The 17,478-nt window shown below is 52.7% G+C and carries 16 protein-coding genes; 10 read left to right on the forward strand and 6 right to left on the reverse strand.

The genetic code is table 11. The features are described 5' to 3' along the window. The first annotated feature begins 9 nt into the window (after nt 1–9). The 4 genes from ACIKP9_RS04105 (at nt 10) to ACIKP9_RS04120 (ending at nt 4,216) form a co-directional block, all read left to right on the forward strand. On the forward strand, nt 10–1,686 hold the full coding sequence (locus ACIKP9_RS04105; RefSeq protein ID WP_400879638.1) for a formylmethanofuran dehydrogenase subunit A: 1,677 nt from the start codon (nt 10–12) through the stop codon (nt 1,684–1,686). Next, nucleotides 1,686–2,594 (forward strand): formylmethanofuran--tetrahydromethanopterin N-formyltransferase, encoded by a 909-nt coding sequence (fhcD, locus tag ACIKP9_RS04110; RefSeq protein WP_400879641.1) that lies wholly within the window; start codon nt 1,686–1,688, stop codon nt 2,592–2,594. The genes ACIKP9_RS04105 and fhcD overlap by 1 nt, the downstream gene beginning before the upstream one ends. Continuing rightward, entirely contained in the window at nt 2,591–3,397 is an 807-nt protein-coding gene (locus tag ACIKP9_RS04115; protein WP_400879644.1) for a formylmethanofuran dehydrogenase subunit C, read from the forward strand. Before fhcD ends, ACIKP9_RS04115 begins: the two co-directional genes overlap by 4 nt. A 162-nt stretch (nt 3,398–3,559) precedes the next feature. Next, on the forward strand, nt 3,560–4,216 hold the full coding sequence (locus ACIKP9_RS04120; RefSeq protein WP_400879647.1) for an OmpA family protein: 657 nt from the start codon (nt 3,560–3,562) through the stop codon (nt 4,214–4,216). A gap of 84 nt (nt 4,217–4,300) precedes the next feature. Here ACIKP9_RS04120 and ACIKP9_RS04125 read toward each other — a convergent pair whose 3' ends face one another. From ACIKP9_RS04125 to ACIKP9_RS04135, 3 genes are all read right to left on the reverse strand, one after another. Further along, complete coding sequence (locus ACIKP9_RS04125) at nt 4,301–4,861, reverse strand: IMPACT family protein (RefSeq protein ID WP_400879649.1); 561 nt, start codon at nt 4,859–4,861, stop codon at nt 4,301–4,303. Nucleotides 4,862–4,893: 32 nt separating this feature from the next. Further along, the gene (locus tag ACIKP9_RS04130) at nt 4,894–6,387 is read right to left on the reverse strand and encodes a helicase HerA-like domain-containing protein (protein ID WP_400879652.1); all 1,494 of its coding nucleotides are present in this window, start codon (nt 6,385–6,387) and stop codon (nt 4,894–4,896) included. 106 nt (nt 6,388–6,493) lie between these two features. Next, on the reverse strand, nt 6,494–7,432 hold the full coding sequence (locus ACIKP9_RS04135; RefSeq protein ID WP_230347435.1) for a CysB family HTH-type transcriptional regulator: 939 nt from the start codon (nt 7,430–7,432) through the stop codon (nt 6,494–6,496). A 155-nt stretch (nt 7,433–7,587) separates the two neighbouring features. On the opposite strand from ACIKP9_RS04135, the gene ACIKP9_RS04140 reads away from it, so the two are divergent. From ACIKP9_RS04140 to fdxA, 6 genes are all read left to right on the forward strand, one after another. Then, nucleotides 7,588–8,385, forward strand: coding sequence for a sulfite exporter TauE/SafE family protein (locus tag ACIKP9_RS04140; protein WP_400879656.1), 798 nt, complete (start codon nt 7,588–7,590; stop codon nt 8,383–8,385). Nucleotides 8,386–8,395: 10 nt separating this feature from the next. After that, on the forward strand, nt 8,396–10,072 hold the full coding sequence (locus ACIKP9_RS04145) for a nitrite/sulfite reductase (protein WP_400879659.1): 1,677 nt from the start codon (nt 8,396–8,398) through the stop codon (nt 10,070–10,072). Then, entirely contained in the window at nt 10,065–10,688 is a 624-nt protein-coding gene (locus ACIKP9_RS04150; RefSeq protein WP_400879662.1) for a DUF934 domain-containing protein, read from the forward strand. The genes ACIKP9_RS04145 and ACIKP9_RS04150 overlap by 8 nt, the downstream gene beginning before the upstream one ends. 120 nt (nt 10,689–10,808) lie before the next feature. Beyond that, entirely contained in the window at nt 10,809–11,744 is a 936-nt protein-coding gene (gene cysD, locus ACIKP9_RS04155) for a sulfate adenylyltransferase subunit CysD (RefSeq protein ID WP_400879664.1), read from the forward strand. Nucleotides 11,745–11,846: 102 nt separating this feature from the next. After that, nucleotides 11,847–13,145, forward strand: coding sequence for a sulfate adenylyltransferase subunit CysN (cysN, locus tag ACIKP9_RS04160; RefSeq protein ID WP_400879667.1), 1,299 nt, complete (start codon nt 11,847–11,849; stop codon nt 13,143–13,145). 119 nt (nt 13,146–13,264) lie between these two features. Then, a complete protein-coding gene (fdxA, locus tag ACIKP9_RS04165; protein WP_230347441.1) occupies nt 13,265–13,588 on the forward strand; it encodes a ferredoxin FdxA in 324 nt (107 codons plus the stop codon). Nucleotides 13,589–13,661: 73 nt separating this feature from the next. On the opposite strand, the gene fabV is transcribed toward fdxA, so the two are convergent. The 3 genes from fabV to ACIKP9_RS04180 form a co-directional block, all read right to left on the reverse strand. Next, nucleotides 13,662–14,855 carry an enoyl-ACP reductase FabV gene (gene fabV, locus ACIKP9_RS04170; RefSeq protein ID WP_400879670.1) on the reverse strand — a complete coding sequence of 398 codons (1,194 nt, stop codon included), beginning with the start codon at nt 14,853–14,855 and terminating at the stop codon, nt 13,662–13,664. Nucleotides 14,856–14,931: 76 nt separating this feature from the next. Then, a complete protein-coding gene (locus tag ACIKP9_RS04175) occupies nt 14,932–16,125 on the reverse strand; it encodes a multidrug effflux MFS transporter (RefSeq protein ID WP_400881852.1) in 1,194 nt (397 codons plus the stop codon). Nucleotides 16,126–16,184: 59 nt separating this feature from the next. Then, on the reverse strand, nt 16,185–17,381 hold the full coding sequence (locus ACIKP9_RS04180) for a class I SAM-dependent methyltransferase (RefSeq protein WP_400879673.1): 1,197 nt from the start codon (nt 17,379–17,381) through the stop codon (nt 16,185–16,187). Nucleotides 17,382–17,478 lie beyond the last annotated feature (97 nt).

Below are 17,478 nucleotides of genomic sequence, written 5' to 3' on the forward strand. Positions count from 1 at the left end.
ACCAGAAACATGCTGATTAAACTGACAGGTGGCCGGGTCTACGATCCCGCGCACCAGATTGACGGCAAAGTCATGGATATTTATGTCCGTGATGGCCGCATCATTGATCGCCCTCGCGACAATGAAACCATAGACCAAGAATACGACCTGCGCGGCAAGGTTGTCATGGCAGGTGCCATCGACATGCACACCCACATCGGTGGTGGCAAAGTCAACATCGCACGCCTGATGCTGCCTGAAGATCACCGTAGCTCTGCCACTAGCCATAGCGATGCCTGTCGTGCAGGCTGTGGCCATGCCGCTCCTTCCACGCTGAATACCGGCTATCGCTACGCAGAGATGGGCTACACCGCAGGTTTTGAGCCTGCGCTTTCCCCAGTCAATGCCCGCCAATCCCACCTGGAAATGTGCGATATTCCCATTCTGGACCGTGGTGGTTATGCCATGCTGGGTAGCGACGACTACTTCTTGCGCATGCTCGCCGCCAAGAAAGACCAGAATGCCATCAATGACTACGTTGCGTGGATATTGCATGCAACCCAGGCTATCGGCATTAAAGTGGTCAACCCGGGCGGCATCAATGCCTTCAAGTTTAACCAGCGCGCATTAAACTTGGACGAACAAAACGTCCACTATCAGGTATCACCGCGCGAAGTGCTGCAATCACTGACTCGTGCAGTATATGAACTCGGCATTGCCCACCCGCTGCATGTGCACGGCAATAACCTGGGCGTACCCGGCAACGTCGAGACCACGCTCAAAACCATGGGTGCGGTGGAAGGCTACCCAGTCCACCTCACGCATATCCAGTTCCACAGCTATGGCACGGAAGGTGACCGCAAGTTTTCCTCCGGAGCAGCAGCCGTGGCAGAAGCGCTTAACAAGCACAAGAATGTCTCGGCAGACGTAGGCCAGATTTTGTTCGGCCAAACCGTTACCGCCTCTGGCGATAATATGCGTCAATACGCCAATTCCGGCCACGCATCGCCGAACAAATCAGTGTTGATGGATATCGAGTGTGACTCCGGATGCGGCGTTGTGCCTTTCAAGTATAAAGACAAGAATTTCGTCAATGCGCTGCAATGGGCGATTGGCCTGGAAATCTTCCTGTTAACTGAAGACCCATGGCGCATCTTCCTTACCACCGATCACCCGAATGGCGCACCATTTACCAGCTACCCGCACCTGATCCGCTTGCTGATGGACAAGAGCTTCCGCAACGACATGTTCACCAAGCTCAACCTGGATGCCCAGGCCATGAGCACGCTGACCTCTATCGAGCGCGAATATAGCCTCTACGAGATCGCCATCATGACACGTGCCGGTGCAGCCAAGCTGGTCGGCCTGCATGACCGTGGACATCTTGGCGTTGGTGGCGCAGCTGACATCACCGTCTATACCGACAATCCAGACCGCGAAGCCATGTTTGCCAAACCGGATTATGTATTCAAGGACGGCGAACTGGTCGTCAGGGACGGCCAAGTGGTCAAAGTCACTTGGGGCAGCACGCATACCGTCAAGCCTGACTTTGACCGCAGTATCGAGAAGGATCTCAAGCAATATTTCGACCGCTATCACACCATGAACATGGAAAATTACAAGGTCAACGCTGCAGAGCTTGAAGACGGTGGCCGTGGCAAGGTCATTGTTCAGGAAGCCAAGGGTCGCAGGGAGAAAACAGCATAATGATTATTAACGGCGTAACCATAGACGACACCTTTGCCGAAGCCTTCGGCATGCGCGGCACCCGTGTCATCATCACTGCGCAGAATTTGCGCTGGGCCTACAACGCAGCACGCGCCATGACTGGCTTTGCCACTTCGGTGATTGCCTGCGGCGTAGAAGCTGGCATTGAACGCGAGCTCACAGAGGAAGAAACTCCGGATGGCCGCCCTGGCGTCTCCATCCTCATGTTCGCCATGAGCAGCGCAGTGTTGATCAAGCAACTGGAAACCCGCATGGGGCAATGCGTATTGACCTGCCCTACCGCAGCGGCATTCTCCGGCATCAATGATGGCTACGAGGAAATCACCAAGATCAACCTCGGCAAGAACCTGCGTTTCTTTGGTGACGGATTCCAAATCTCCAAGCAGTTCAACGGCAAGCGTTACTGGCGCGTGCCGGTGATGGACGGCGAATTCCTCACCGAGGAAAGCACGGGGATGATCCGCTCCGTGGGCGGCGGCAACTTCCTGATCCTCGCAGAATCCCAGCCACAAGCCCTGGCAGCGTGCGAAGCTGCCATCGACGCCATGAGCAAAGTGCCCAATGTCATCATGCCGTTCCCCGGCGGCGTTGTGCGCTCCGGCTCCAAGGTCGGCTCCAAGTACAAGGCATTGATCGCATCAACCAACGATGCGTTCTGCCCCACACTGAAAGGCATCACCAACACTGAGCTTTCACCCGAGATTGAATCCGTGATGGAAATCGTCATTGATGGCCTCACCGACCCCGATATCCGCGTTGCCATGCGCGCAGGCATTGCAGCAGCCTGCGAACTAGGTGCCAAGAACGGCATCAAGCGTATTTCCGCAGGTAACTATGGTGGAAAACTCGGTCCTTATCACTTCAAGCTAAGGGAGATCATGGCATGAGCGCTTTGACCTTCACACTCAACACCACCCTGCAACAACGCGTAGATTTATCCCCGCTCACGCCTGACAACTTGGCAGGCAAAAGCTTGGCGGATATTGGCAGCCTGCTACTTGATAGCGGCCGCAAAAAGCTGCGCGTTGATAGCCTGTTCGATATTGCCGGGGACGATACCGCAGAGATTGTCTTCAATAATGCCAATGGCAAACTGGATTTTATCGGTAGCCAGATGAAATCCGGCCGCATCACCATCAATGGTAGCGCTGGCTCGTATCTTGGCTTGCAAATGCGTAACGGCCATATTGTGCTCAATGGCAACGCTGATGCTTTCGCCGCAAGTGGTCTGGCAGGTGGTCTCATCGAAATCGAAGGCAACGCCGGAGACTTCCTTGCCGCAGCATTGCCAGGTGACCGCAAGGGCATGAAAGGTGGCGTCGTACTGATTAGCGGCAATGTAGGTGAGCGCGCGGGTGACCAGATGCGTCGCGGCATCATCCTGATTGAAGGCAATGCAGGGAGCTACCTCGCCTCTCGCATGCTGGCTGGTACCATTGGTGTGCTGGGCAGCGTCGGTGAGTATGTCGGTTACGGCATGCGCCGTGGCACCTTACTGCTCACGCAAGAGCCGCAACTACATGCCACCTTGCAAGACTGCGGCACGCACACCCTGCCTTACCTCAGCCTGATGTTTAAGTCATTCCGCAACTTGCCAAGCAAATTTGCCAGCATCAGCAAAAACCGCGTACAGCGTTATGCTGGCGATATTGCCAATGATGGCAAGGGTGAAATCCTGGTATTCAAATAAACTTCATTTCACCACACCACTCAAAAAAGCTCGTGCCTGCCTGGACGGGCTTTTTTGTTTTTCCGATCAAATATCAACAAATGTTAATCACTGAAATAGCGAACTTATGCTGAGTTAAACTGACAAAAGCATCAATGCGTTACCCAACAATAAAGGAAGATCATGAAAACTCAACTGACCGTTAGCGCACTCGTCACAGCCTTGGTATTAAGCGGCTGTGCCAATATGTCTGAAACTCAGAAAGGTACTGCAAAAGGCGCTGCCATTGGTGCAGGTGCAGGTGCTGTAGTAGGCGCTATCGCAGGCAAGGGTAAAGGTGCAGCGATTGGCGCTGCCGTCGGTGCTGGTGCTGGTGCCATTGCAGGCAATGTATGGTCCAAGCGCATGGAAGAACAAAAGCGCCAGATGGAAGAAGCCACTCAAGGCACAGGTGTACAAGTCTCTCAAACTGAAGACAATCAACTCAAGCTTGCTATCCCAAGCGATGTCTCTTTTGCCTCCGGCAAGGCAGATATCCAGCCTAACTTCCGCCCGGTGCTGGAAAGTTTCGCCACTACACTGAAGAACAACCCACGTACTCTGGTCACCATTATTGGTCACACAGACAACACCGGGTCTGATTCCATCAATAACCCACTCTCTATCAACCGTGCTGCCAACACACGTGATTATCTCACCGCACGTGGCATTGCTGCCAATCGCTTTACTATTGATGGTCGCGGCTCACGTGAACCACTGGTGGCCAACGATACGGCGGCCAACCGCGCCAAGAACCGTCGCGTAGAGATTTTTGTCGCAGAGCCTGCACCAGCGCAGTAAAACCTTTACTCACTCTACTGTGATTAAGTAATAAAAAAGCCCGAGTTTATCGGGCTTTTTTTATGGGTAATTGCCAAGAAGACATCAGCCATACTTTTGCTGCAAGTATGGAATTTCGCTCGCAGGTACCGTAGCAATCACGGTCACATATTCAGCAAAAGCCTTGTCTAATATCTCACCCTGCATGCGGGCAACATCGCGGGTAAACGTATCCAGTTGCTTGTAATCCAAATCCAGGCGCACTTTCTGCATTTCGATAAACGGCCCGATGCTTGCAGCATCCAGCGCCATTTTTGCCGTGCCGCCATAAGCACGGGCGAGACCGCCTGTCCCCAGGTTAATGCCGCCGTAATAGCGGATGACGCCGACACAGACATTAATCAGGTCGCGTCCTTCCAAAAACTGCAATACCGGCTTTCCCGCAGTCCCGGATGGTTCACCGGCATCACTGAAGCGTTGGATGATACCTTGCGGTGTCTTGAGGCGAAACGCATAGGCCAGATGGTGCGCGCTCTGGTGCGCGGCCGCGAGCCGACGTAATGACACCCCCACTGCACGCTCATCAGCGCAATATTCGGCAACCGCAACAAAGTGGGATTTATTGATGGTCTGCTCGGCCTGACCTGCCTGTACGATAATCTGCAACGCTACTACCTTAATTGACCTCTAATCCGCGATCACTTGCGGCCCTTACCCCCAAGAATCGACCCCAGCACGCCGCGCAATATCTGCCGCCCCAGCTCGGAGCCAATGGCACGTGCAGCGCTCTTGGCTGCGGCTTCCAGCACGCCTTGGCGATTGGCGGGCTTTTTGCCTTTTGCGGATGATTCGGCACCACCACCGAATAAATCACCCCAATCAAATCCTTTATCTGCCTCCCCTTGCTCGGCAGGCGCTTCCGTTGCGCGCCCCTTGAGGATTTCATAAGCCGATTCACGATCTATGCTGTTTTCATAGTGCCCATAAATGATGGAGCTCTTGATCAACTGTTCCCGCTCAGCCGCCGTGACAGGGCCAATGCGACTGCCTGGCGGGCAAATGAAGGCGCGCTCCACCGGTGCAGGCCGGCCATGATCATCCAGAAAAGAAACCAGCGCCTCCCCTACAGCCAGCTCGGTGATGACCTCGCTCACTTTTACCGAGGGGTTAGCCCGGAAGGTTTCTGCAGCGGCCTTGACTGCCTTTTGGTCGCGCGGTGTAAAGGCACGTAATGCATGTTGCACACGATTGCCCAATTGCCCCAACACCACATCAGGAATATCCAGCGGGTTCTGGCTGACAAAATACACACCCACGCCCTTGGAGCGGATGAGGCGCACGACTTGCTCAATTTTGTCCATCAAGGATTTAGGCGCATCGTTAAACAAAAGATGTGCCTCGTCAAAAAAGAAGGCTAGCTTGGGTTTTTCCAGGTCGCCCACTTCAGGCAACTTCTCGAATAACTCAGACAACAGCCATAGCAACAATGTCGCATAGACGCGTGGAGAATTGTAAAGAGTATCAGAAGCAAGAATATTGACCATGCCCCAACCCCTGGCATCGGTCTGCATCATGTCATCCAGATTCAAGGCTGGCTCGCCAAAAAACTGATCTGCGCCTTCATGCTCCAGTTGCAGCAAAGCACGTTGAATTGCCCCAACGCTGGCGCTGGAGATATTGCCGTATTGCGCACTGTACTGCTCGGCATTCTCGGCAGCATGCTGGATCATGGCACGTAAGTCCTTGAGATCAAGCAGCAGCCAGCCATTGTCGTCCGCTATCTTGAAAACGGCTGTCAGCACACCCGACTGCACCTCATTGAGGTTGAGCATGCGCCCCAGCAACAAAGGCCCCATTTCGGCAATGGTGGTGCGGATAGGATGGCCTTGCTTGCCAAAGACATCCCAGAACGTCACCGGGCAAGCGTTAAAGCTGAAAGCCGGCAACTCCAGTTGGGCCACCCGGGCATCAACCCTGGCATTGCCTCCGCCCACCTGGCTAATGCCGGCAAGGTCTCCCTTCACATCGGCCATGAATACAGGCACCCCCATGCGAGAGAAGCTCTCGGCAATGGTCTGCAGAGTGACTGTTTTTCCCGTTCCAGTCGCCCCCGCGATCAAGCCATGGCGATTAGCCATTTTAGGCAACAGATAAAGAAAATCAGCACTTTTAGCTAAAGGAGTCAGTGTCATATCGCCTCGAATAATCCAGTGTTTAGCCTCAGGGGCACAATCTTAAAAGACGAAGTATTGAATGCTCATGCCGGTAGCGTCATATCACAGGCACGAGGATTACATCTCACGATGCATTGTAACCGCTGTTCTTTAACTCAGACTCTATGGCCTGACGGGAATAATGAGGTGCCAGCAATTCGATAAATGCGTAAGAATAGCCACGCAAATAGGCATCACGACGTAAACCAATATAGGTTGTGCTAGGAGGGAACAAATCACTCACATCCAGCATTGCCAAATGACTATCTCGTTGTGGGTCGTAAGCCATATTAGCGAGCAATCCAATCCCTAATCCCAGATTGACATAGGTCTTGATCACATCGGCATCAATCGCAGTCAATACTACGTTCGGGGTCAATCCTGCTTTTTCGAACACCTTGCTGACCAGTGAGCCACCGGTAAAAGCGAAATCATAAGTAATCAATGGATAACGCGTGATCTTCTCTAAGGTGACTGGCTGCTCTGCCAACAAAGGGTGGCCCTGCGGCGTAACTACGCAGCGATTCCATTGATAGCATGGCAGGCACAGAAGATCGTCGTAGCTGCTGATAGACTCGGTAGCAATACCGATATCCGCCTCCCCTTTTTGCACTTGCTCTGCAACTTGTGTCGGATTCCCCTGGTGAATAGTCAACTTGACCTTGGGGTAACGCTGCATGAACTCCTTGACCGCAGCAGGCAAGCGATAACGCGCCTGGGTATGGGTAGTGGCAATTGTCAGAGTGCCTGAATCCTCATGGGAAAACTCATCACCAACACGCTTAATGTTATCCATCTCCATCATGACGCGCTCTGCCAATTGCAATATAATCTTGCCTGGCTCTGTCACACCAATTAGCCGTTTGCCATTACGCTTGAATATCTGCAAATTCAGCTCTTCTTCCAGCAACTGGATTTGCTTGCTCACCCCCGGCTGGGAAGTATGCAATGCCTCGGCGGCAAGAGATACGCTCAAGCCTTGGCGAGCGACTTCACGGATATACCGTAACTGATGTACTTTCATCGTAATGTTCAGCCTTAGCGTTATAACAAAATCACATATACATAGCATAACATACTATTAAAATATTGAATTAACCTGTTATAATGTAAGGCTTTTTCTGGCATAGTTTTTAAACTGGACAACCAGATGTCCCAGATAAAAACAACAATCAACTCATGGACATAGGTTACATTCTCTCCGGCTTTGCCGTAGGTTTTCTTGTTGGCATTACCGGGGTAGGCGGCGGCTCATTGATGACGCCCTTGCTGGTATTCCTGTTTGGCTTCAAGCCAGTAGTCGCAGTTGGTACCGATCTGCTATTTGCTGCACTGACCAAGACTGGTGGTGTATGGGTTCACCACGGCACGCATAAATCGGTCGACTGGAAAGTAGTTGGCTTGCTCTCTGCTGGTAGCCTGCCAGTATCGGTAGCCACGATATATGTCATCAAGCACTTGATGGCCATAGGCAAGGAAATCACCGGCGTGATTACCTATGCGCTTGGTATTGCGCTGATCCTGACGGCATGCGCCCTGTTGATCCGCAGCATCATCATGCGCAACAAGCAACGCGAAGTGGAAGAAGGCACCACTAGCACAGGGCGCTTCACAGGCACGACACAAGTCGCTGCGACCATCTTGACTGGTATGGTACTAGGTGCGTTGGTGACATTATCTTCTGTTGGCGCAGGGGCACTTGGCACGATTGCCATCCTCCTGCTCTACCCGAAGATGAGTACATTAAAAGTGGTGGGCACAGACCTTGCCCACGCTATTCCGCTCACTGCCATTGCCGGTATTGGGCATTGGACACTCGGTCACGTGGATTTTACCTTGCTTGGCAGCCTGCTGATCGGCTCGCTACCTGGCATCTGGATTGGCAGTCACTTGAGCGCCAAAATCCCAGAGAAAGTATTGCGCCCGATCTTGGCATTAATTCTGCTGCTGATCGGTTTGAAATTTGTTTTAGCATAAAAGTGAACTCATGTATAAATACGACGAAATTGACCAGGCTATCGTAGACGAACGCGTCAGGCAGTATCGTGATCAAACTCGCCGCTTCCTTGCTGGTGAGCTGACCGACGAAGAATTCCGCCCCCTGCGCTTACAAAACGGCTTGTACATTCAGCGCCATGCACCGATGCTGCGTATTGCAGTGCCCTATGGCATGCTGTCTTCCAAGCAATTACGTAAACTGGGCGATATCGCCAAGCGTTATGATCGCGGCTATGGTCACTTCAGTACCCGCCAGAACCTGCAATTGAACTGGCCCAAGCTGGAAGATGTGCCCAACATCCTGGAAGAACTTGCCTCGGTTGAAATGCACGCCATCCAGACTTCCGGCAACTGCATTCGCAATATCACGACTGATCAATTCGCAGGCGTCGCCCCTGATGAAGTGGTTGACCCACGCGCTGTCGCTGAAATTGCACGCCAGTGGAGCACCTTCCACCCTGAGTTCGCCTTGCTGCCACGCAAATTCAAGATTGCTGTTTCTGGCACCAAGCAAGATCGCGCATTGATCCAGGCACACGATATCGGCCTGGAGTTCTACCGCGACCAGGAAGAAAAAATGGCGATTCGCGTTTGGGTGGGCGGTGGTCTTGGTCGCACCCCTATCCTGGGCTCCATCGTGCGCGAGCACCTGGAATGGCAACATGTATTGACCTATTGCGAAGCCATCATCCGCGTCTATAACCTGCATGGTCGCCGCGATAATGCCTACAAGGCACGTATCAAGATTCTGGTGAAAGCACTGGGTATTGAGGAATTCCGCCGTCAGGTGGAAGAAGAATGGCAATACATCAAGGACAGCCCCAACACCATCACAGAAGAAGAGCTCGTCCGGGTTGGTAAATATTTTACCAAGATGCCTTATGAAACACTGCCAGCGCATGACGCCAGCTTTGACAGCGCAGTGGCAAGCAATCCAGCCTTTGCTGCCTGGGTTAAACGCAACACCCATGCCCACCAGCAACCTGGCTATCGTGCAGTGACATTGTCACTCAAGACTCATGGGCATCCTCCAGGTGATATTACTTCCGAGCAGATGCACATTGCGGCCGACTTTGCTGATGAATACAGCTTTGGCGAGGTACGTCCATCTCACGAGCAAAACCTGATCCTTGCCGACGTCAAGCTATCGGACCTCTTCCCATTATGGGAAAAGGCACGCGCTGCTGGGCTGGCAACGCCAAACATCGGCTTGCTGACCGACATCATTTGCTGCCCAGGTGGCGACTTTTGCTCACTGGCCAATGCCAAGAGCATCCCGATTGCCGAAGCTATCCAGCAACAATTCGACAATCTTGATTATCTCTATGACATTGGTGACATCGAACTGAACATTTCGGGCTGCATGAACGCCTGCGGTCACCACCACGTCGGCCATATCGGCATCTTGGGTGTGGATAAAGACGGCTCCGAGTGGTACCAAGTTACCCTGGGTGGTAAGCAAGGTAACGATGCCAGCATCGGCACAGTACTTGGCCCATCATTTGCCGCTGAAGAAATGCCAGGCGTGGTACAAAAACTGATTGACGTCTACGTGCGCGAACGCACCCCTGAAGAACGCTTTATTGATACGGTGCGCCGCTTGGGTGTTGCACCGTTCAAAACCCATGTGTATGGCGAGAAGAAAAAGGAAGTAGCCCATGCCTAACAAGTCAAACCTGATCCTGAACAACGCCATCGTTGAGGATGAATGGACGCTGGTCACCATGCCCGCTGGTGAAGAAGTCGTCAAAAAACAAGCTGGCAAGGTCGTCCTGTTCAAGCTGACTGGCGAAGCCAGTCATACCGCAGAACAAATTGCCAATACCGAGATCCCTGCTACAGGCAAGATTCTGGTACCCCTCGCGGTATGGATCGCTCGCAAAGCAGAGCTGGCACCACGCCATGCTGCTGGCGAATTAGCCATCTGGCTGGATACGCACGAACTGCTTGAAGACCTGGTGGCCTCTGTAGAAGACATCAACAGCCTGCCATTGATCGCCGTGCACGTAGAGCGTTTTGCCGATGGCCGCATTTTCTCCATCGGCAACCTGCTACGTACACGTCATCACTACAAGAACATCCTGCGTGCGTTTGGCGATGTGTTGCGCGACCAATTGTTCTTCCTCAAGCGTTGTGGCTTCAACAGCTACCTGATTCGCGCAGACCGCTCTGCGGAGGATGCCTTGGCTAGCCTGAATGATTTCAGCCAGCCTTACCAAGGTGCGGTTGATAACCAATTGCCTGTCTGGCGCCGTGTGCACAGGCAACCATCGGCACAATAACCCTACGCAGGCTGGTCACCACAAACACGCCAGCCTGGCTTTGCAAGTTGTAGTTTTGTTTAGGAATCCTAACTGGAGATGTGAGCTGACAAACAGCAGCAGTTTCAGCACAAAATCGATATGACAATCTTGACTCAATCCACCCTCTCCCACCTTGACTGGCTGGAAGCCGAAGCTATCCATATCCTGCGTGAAGTCGCAGGCCAATGCGCCAACCCCGTACTGCTGTTTTCTGGCGGCAAGGATTCACTGTGCATCCTGCGCCTGGCTGAAAAAGCCTTTCGCCCAGGCCGCTTCCCTTTCCCGTTGATGCATATCGACACTGGCCATAACTACCAGGAAGTCATCAACTTCCGCGATCAACGCGCCGCTGAACTAGGCGAGCGCCTGATCGTGCGTTCAGTGGAAGACTCCATCAAGCGCGGCAGCGTGGTATTGAAGTCAGCTGATGAATCACGCAACAAGCATCAATCCGTGACTTTGCTTGAGGCGATTGAAGAGTTCGGTTTTGATTGCTGCATCGGCGGTGCACGCCGGGATGAGGAAAAGGCACGCGCCAAGGAACGCATCATGAGCTTCCGTGATGAGTTCGGCCAATGGGATCCAAAGAACCAACGCCCGGAATTGTGGAACCTCTACAATGCACGCGCTCACAAAGGTGAAAACATCCGCGCCTTCCCAATCTCGAACTGGACAGAAATGGATGTCTGGCAATATATCGAACGCGAACAACTGGGCTTGCCCAGCATCTACTTCGCGCACAACCGCGATATCGTCATGCGCAACGGCTCCATCTTCCCAGTCAATGTGCCACTCACTAACGGCGAGGTCATCAATCAGCCCAAGGCCGATGAGGAGGTGATCAGCATGCAGGTGCGCTTCCGTACTGTAGGTGATATTACCTGCACAGCGCCAGTACCGAGCGATGCCGACACATTGAACAAGATCGTTCTGGAAACTGCGACGACCACCATCACCGAGCGTGGTGCCACGCGTCTGGATGACCAGACATCGGAGGCTTCCATGGAGCAACGCAAGAAGGAAGGCTACTTCTAGGCCACTCCCGATACGAGATGACGGCCTGAACGTGAATCAACTCAAGATTCATCTGCCGACCAACTAACCCGCTGCATAGCGACAAGTTTAAAGAGTACTGAGATGTCCAAACTAGAAAATCTACCTGCACACAACGATAGCCTGCTGCGCTTCATGACCTGCGGTAGCGTGGATGACGGCAAGAGCACATTGATCGGCCGCCTGTTATACGACACCAAAACCATCCTGGCGGATACCCTGACCCAGATCGAACGCACCTCGCAAAAGCGTGGCATGGAATCGGTTGATCTCTCCCTGCTCACCGATGGCCTGCAAGCCGAGCGCGAGCAAGGCATCACCATTGATGTGGCTTATCGTTATTTCAGCACCGGCACGCGCAAGTACATCATTGCCGATGCCCCAGGCCATGAACAATATACGCGTAACATGGTCACAGCCGCGTCCACCGCCAACCTTGCGATCATCCTGATCGATGCACGCCGGGGCGTATTGACGCAAACCCGTCGCCACTCCTATTTGGCAAAGCTGGTAGGCATTCCCCATATCGTGGTCGCCATCAATAAAATGGACTTGGTGGATTATTCGCAAGCCGAGTTTGATCGTATTCGCGCAAGCTATCTTGAATTTGCCGAGCAAATCGGCCTGCAAGGCAATGGTCGTGATATTCACTTCGTCCCCATGTCCGCCCTCAATGGCGACATGATCGTCGACCGCGGTGACGCCATGCCATGGTACCAAGGGCCAACCATTCTGGAGCTGCTGGAATCAGCGCCTCCTGCGCATTCTGAGCGCACGGAATCATTCCGCTTCCCCGTACAGTTTGTTTGCCGTCCACATGCCTCTGATGACCCTGAGCTACATGACTTCCGTGGCTTCATGGGCCGCGTCGAATCAGGCGAGATCAAGGTGGGCGATGAAGTCACAGTATTGCCTTCCGGCCTGAACTCACGCGTTAAGTCTCTTCTGCTTGGCGATGTCGCACTGCAACATGCCATTACCGAGCAATCCATCACTATCCTGCTTGAAGATGAAATTGATATTTCGCGCGGCGACATGATCGTGAAAAAAGATCATGCACCAGCGCCAGCAAAGCAATTGAATGCCATGGTGTGCTGGCTGTCGGAAACACCGCTTTCCCCTGCTCGTACTTACATCATTCGCCATACCACACGCGAATCCAAAGCCAAGGTGGGCGCCATCGAGTACAAGATTGACGTCAACACCACCGAGCAACTGGCAGCCGAAGGCGGCTTGAACATGAATGACATTGCCCGCCTCAGCTTTAAGCTGGCACAGCCACTGATGGTAGACCCTTATGAGATTAACCGTGCCACCGGCTCATTCATCATCATCGATGAATCCACCAACAACACTGTCGGTGCGGGCATGGTTCAGGCCTGATTTAGTATCAGCAAAACCAAACAGGCTTATTGTAAAAATCAATAAAGACCGAATTTAATATCGCTTATAATCCACGCACGAAAACAAAGTAGTGCGCTAAGACCTTTAGAGGAATATCAATGGCATACGTAGTGACTGAAAACTGCATCCAGTGCAAATACACCGATTGTGTCGATGTTTGCCCGGTTGACTGCTTTGTTGAGGGCCCCAACTTCCTGGCCATCAACCCGGATGAGTGTATTGACTGCACACTGTGCGTGGCAGAGTGCCCTGCGGAAGCTATCTTCTCGGAAGATGACGTCCCCGAAGACCAACAAGAATTCATTGAGCTGAACGCACGCCTATCCCAAATCTGGCCTGCTATCACTGCCCGTAAATCACCATTGCCTGATGCCGATGCCAATAACGGTACGCCAGGCAAGCGTGAATTGCTGGTTGAATAAAACACCCTGCATGGCAATAAAAAAGCCCACTTACGTGGGCTTTTTATTGGGGTTTTGTGTAGATCGCGCTATTTTACGCTTGCACCAAGTTAGAAATCTGCACGTCAGGATTCACATCTGCCTCGTAATCAACGCCTTCAACACCAAAGCCAAACAAGCGCAAGAAATCGGACTTGTAGCCAGCAAAATCAGTCAACTCATAGACATTGTCATCCGTGACCTTATCCCACAAAGCAGCAACCTCCTGCTGAATTGCCGGCGCCAACTCCTTGTAATCCGCACGCAAGCGGCCCTCTTCATCCACAATCGGCTTGTCATTGTAGAGACTATCCCGATAGAGGCCATCCACTTGCTCAATGCAGCCTTCGTGCGTTCCTGCCTGCTTCATCACCTTAAACAACAGTGAGAGATAAAGCGGCATCATCGGAATCGCTGAACTCGCCTGGGTCACTAAGGCCTTGAGTACGGCGACTCGTGCATCTCCGCCCTTGGTAGCCAATTGCTCGCGAATCTGCAATACACGGTGATCCAGGTCTTTCTTGGCTGCGCCTATCGTGCCATTCCAGTAAATATCATGGGTAATCTTCTCACCCAAATAAGTAAAGGCAGTGGTCTTAGCACCATCCGCCAATACGCCAGCCTGGTCCAACGCCTCCATCCACATCTGCCAGTCTTCTCCGCCCATCACGGCAACCGTGTTGGCGATTTCCTCTTCGGTCGCTGGCTCAATCACGTTTTCCTTGATCACTTCCTTATCGGTATCCAGGCCGCGCTGGTGCAATACTTTCCCTATCGGCTTGAGCGTGGAGTTATACACATGACCAGTCTTTGGGTGCGTGCGACGTGGCGCTGCCAGGCTGTATACCACTAAATCAACCTGACCAAGATCGCGCTTGATGAGGTCAATCGTCAGCTGCTTAACGGCATCAGAGAACGCATCACCATTGACGCTGCTGGCATATAAGCCCTCAGCTTCCGCCAGCTTGTGAAAAGCAGCAGAGTTATACCAACCGGCGGTGCCTGGCTTAGTGCCCTCACCTGCACGTTCAAGAAACACCCCCACTGTGGCTGCACCACTGGCGAATGCCGCGCTGATTCGCGCTGCCAGGCCATACCCGGTGGAAGCACCAATCACCAGCACGCGCTTAGGGCCATTGAATGGTCCTTGTGCTTTCACATAATCAATCTGTTGCTTGACATTGGCCTCACAGCCAGTCGGGTGAGCTGTAACACAAATAAAGCCGCGCACGCGGGGTTTGATGACCATGAATACCTCTTCTCGAAATCGTGGCAGCCGGGCTGCCTGGTTGGGTGTGCTGAAGTATCAGCAATAAAGTCGGCTATTATAAAGGGCTATCGGGTTTCTGCATAAATAAGCGGGTACGCTGCACTACCAGCCACCCCAGCAGCAAGTACCCCAGCATTGCCACAGCCAGCCCAGCTGGGTGATGCCATACCAGCGGCGCAATCAGGCCTGCCGAGATCGTGGAAAGCAACATTTGCACAAATGCCTGCCCCGAGGCAGCAGTACCACGGATTTTCGGGTGGCAATCCAAGGCAGTAATGGAGAGTATCGGCATCGCGAATGCTAGGCCAACATTAAACAAGGCGATGGGCAAAATACTCAACGCAGGGTGCATCAAGAGTAACAGGCTAATCACGAGGTTAAATGCCGCCATCAGCGCCATCCAGGCATAGGCAAAACGCAATATCTGCCTGCCGTTGTAACGCCCTGCTGCACGCTTTGCCAACCATGAGCCCAGCACCATCCCTGCAACCGTCGGCATAAACATCCAGGCAAATTGTTGGGAGCTCAAGCCCAAGTGATGGATCAGGAACACCGGGCTTGCCAGCACATATAAAAAGAACGCAGAAAAATTCGCACCAATGGCCGTGACCAGCAAGCTGAATTCACGATGACCAAAAATCGCTTGGTAATTGCGGCAGACATTACCCAGCGATAACGGTGTACGTTTTTCTATGGGCATGGTCTCAGGTAGATAGCGCGATGCCGCCCAACCGATAATGAGGGCATACAAGGCCAGAAAGCCAAAAATCGCTTGCCAGTGAATCCCTAGCAACCAGCCACCTATGATGGGAGCAATAGCAGGCGCTATGCCAAACAACATTTGCACCGTGGCCATGACGCGTTGCGCCTCCACTCCCTGAAACAAATCACGCACCATGGCACGGGCCACGACATTGCCTGCCCCGGCAGATAAGCCCTGCAACACGCGCATTGCCCATAATGTTTCGACATTGGGTGCCAGCATGCAACCGATTGAAGCAAGTACAAATACTGCCAGCCCCCAGCGTATCGTCGTAATACGGCCAATCGCATCGCTAATCGCACCATGAAACAAGGTCATCAGGGCATAGGGCAAGAGGTAAAGCGTGAGGCTATGCTGAATCTCCACCGTCGTCGCACCAAGGTCACGCTCTAATAGTGGGAAAGCTGGCAAATAGGTATCAATGGTAAATGGTGCCAGTGCCGTGAGACCGGCAAGCACATAGACCAGCAAAAAGGAATGGCGCATATTCTTGAGCAAGGCAATCGCGTGAAGATGCTTCACGGCAAAAGCCTCAAGAATATCGTCTAACGATAGATATGGCTACGATTATAGGGGTAATTCAATACTCCCTGAGCATCGGGCTTACCCGCCACGATCTGGAACAGCGCCAGCCAATTGTGATCAAACGCATAAGCAGAGCCTGCCATGTAAATGCGCCAGATACGATACTTGCTTTCGCCTATCATGGCCAGTGCCTGCTCACGATGCGCCTCCAGCCTATCTACCCACTGCCATAGGGTCTTGCCATAATGTGGACGGAGATTCTCGGCATCCAGTGGCTCCAATCCAGAGGTGGCAAGCTCGGCCATGACATGAGAAACATGTGTAAGCTCACCGCCGGGGAAGACATACTGATCAATAAACTCGGAAATACCGTTCCCCAGACCACTGCTTTTGAGCGCTACCGACGTGATACCGTGATTCATCACCAGTCCACCGGTATTGAGCAAGCGGTAAATCTTGTCAAAATACAGCCTGAGATTCTTCTTCCCTACATGCTCGAACATACCAACACTGGCAATTTTATCGAAGGTTTCACTTTCCGGTAGGTCGCGATAATCCATCAGGCGAACCTCTAACCTATCGTGCCAGCCTCGCTGTTCAATCAGGCTTTGCACATGAGCGTGCTGATTATCTGACAACGTAATCCCCACCGCTTTCACACCATAATGTTCCACGGCATGCAGCACCAACCCGCCCCAACCACAACCAATATCAAGAAACCGCTCGCCCGGCTTTAACATCAGCTTGCGGCAGATATGATCCAGCTTCTTCTCCTGCGCCTGCTCCAGGGTTTCATCACCATTAGCAAAATAGGCACAGGAATACACGCGACGCTTATCCAGCCACAAACCGTAGAAATCATTGGAAACATCATAGTGATAATTGATATTGCGTCGATCACGCGTGCGGGTGTGGCGCCACCATCGCCAATCCTTGCGCGTATCGGCATCGTCGCTCGCATCAACACCGCAATAGGCCTGCCCCAACGCCAGAATATCCTGCGCCTTGCCTTGCAAATCCACCCATCCCTCGACGTAAGCCCGCGCCAAGCCACCCAAGGTAGGTTTGGCCAGCACCGTCAACACTTTTGCGTCCTTGACCAAGATAGCGACCTTCGCATCAGCATCTCCTGCGAGTCGTTCACCATTCCAACTGACAGAGACGGGTAAACCAGTCAAACTCTTCTGGATCTGGCTTTGCAATAGGGCACTAAACATCCTGACCTCCTCGGTTAAATGTTGAATCCTTTATCAAGCTGATGTCATGGAAACGCCAAATGGAAATACCCAGTGGCGATGATCATTCAAATGTAAT

This window comes from Methylobacillus methanolivorans (assembly GCF_044751345.1).
GTDB classification, from domain to species: domain Bacteria; phylum Pseudomonadota; class Gammaproteobacteria; order Burkholderiales; family Methylophilaceae; genus Methylobacillus; species Methylobacillus methanolivorans.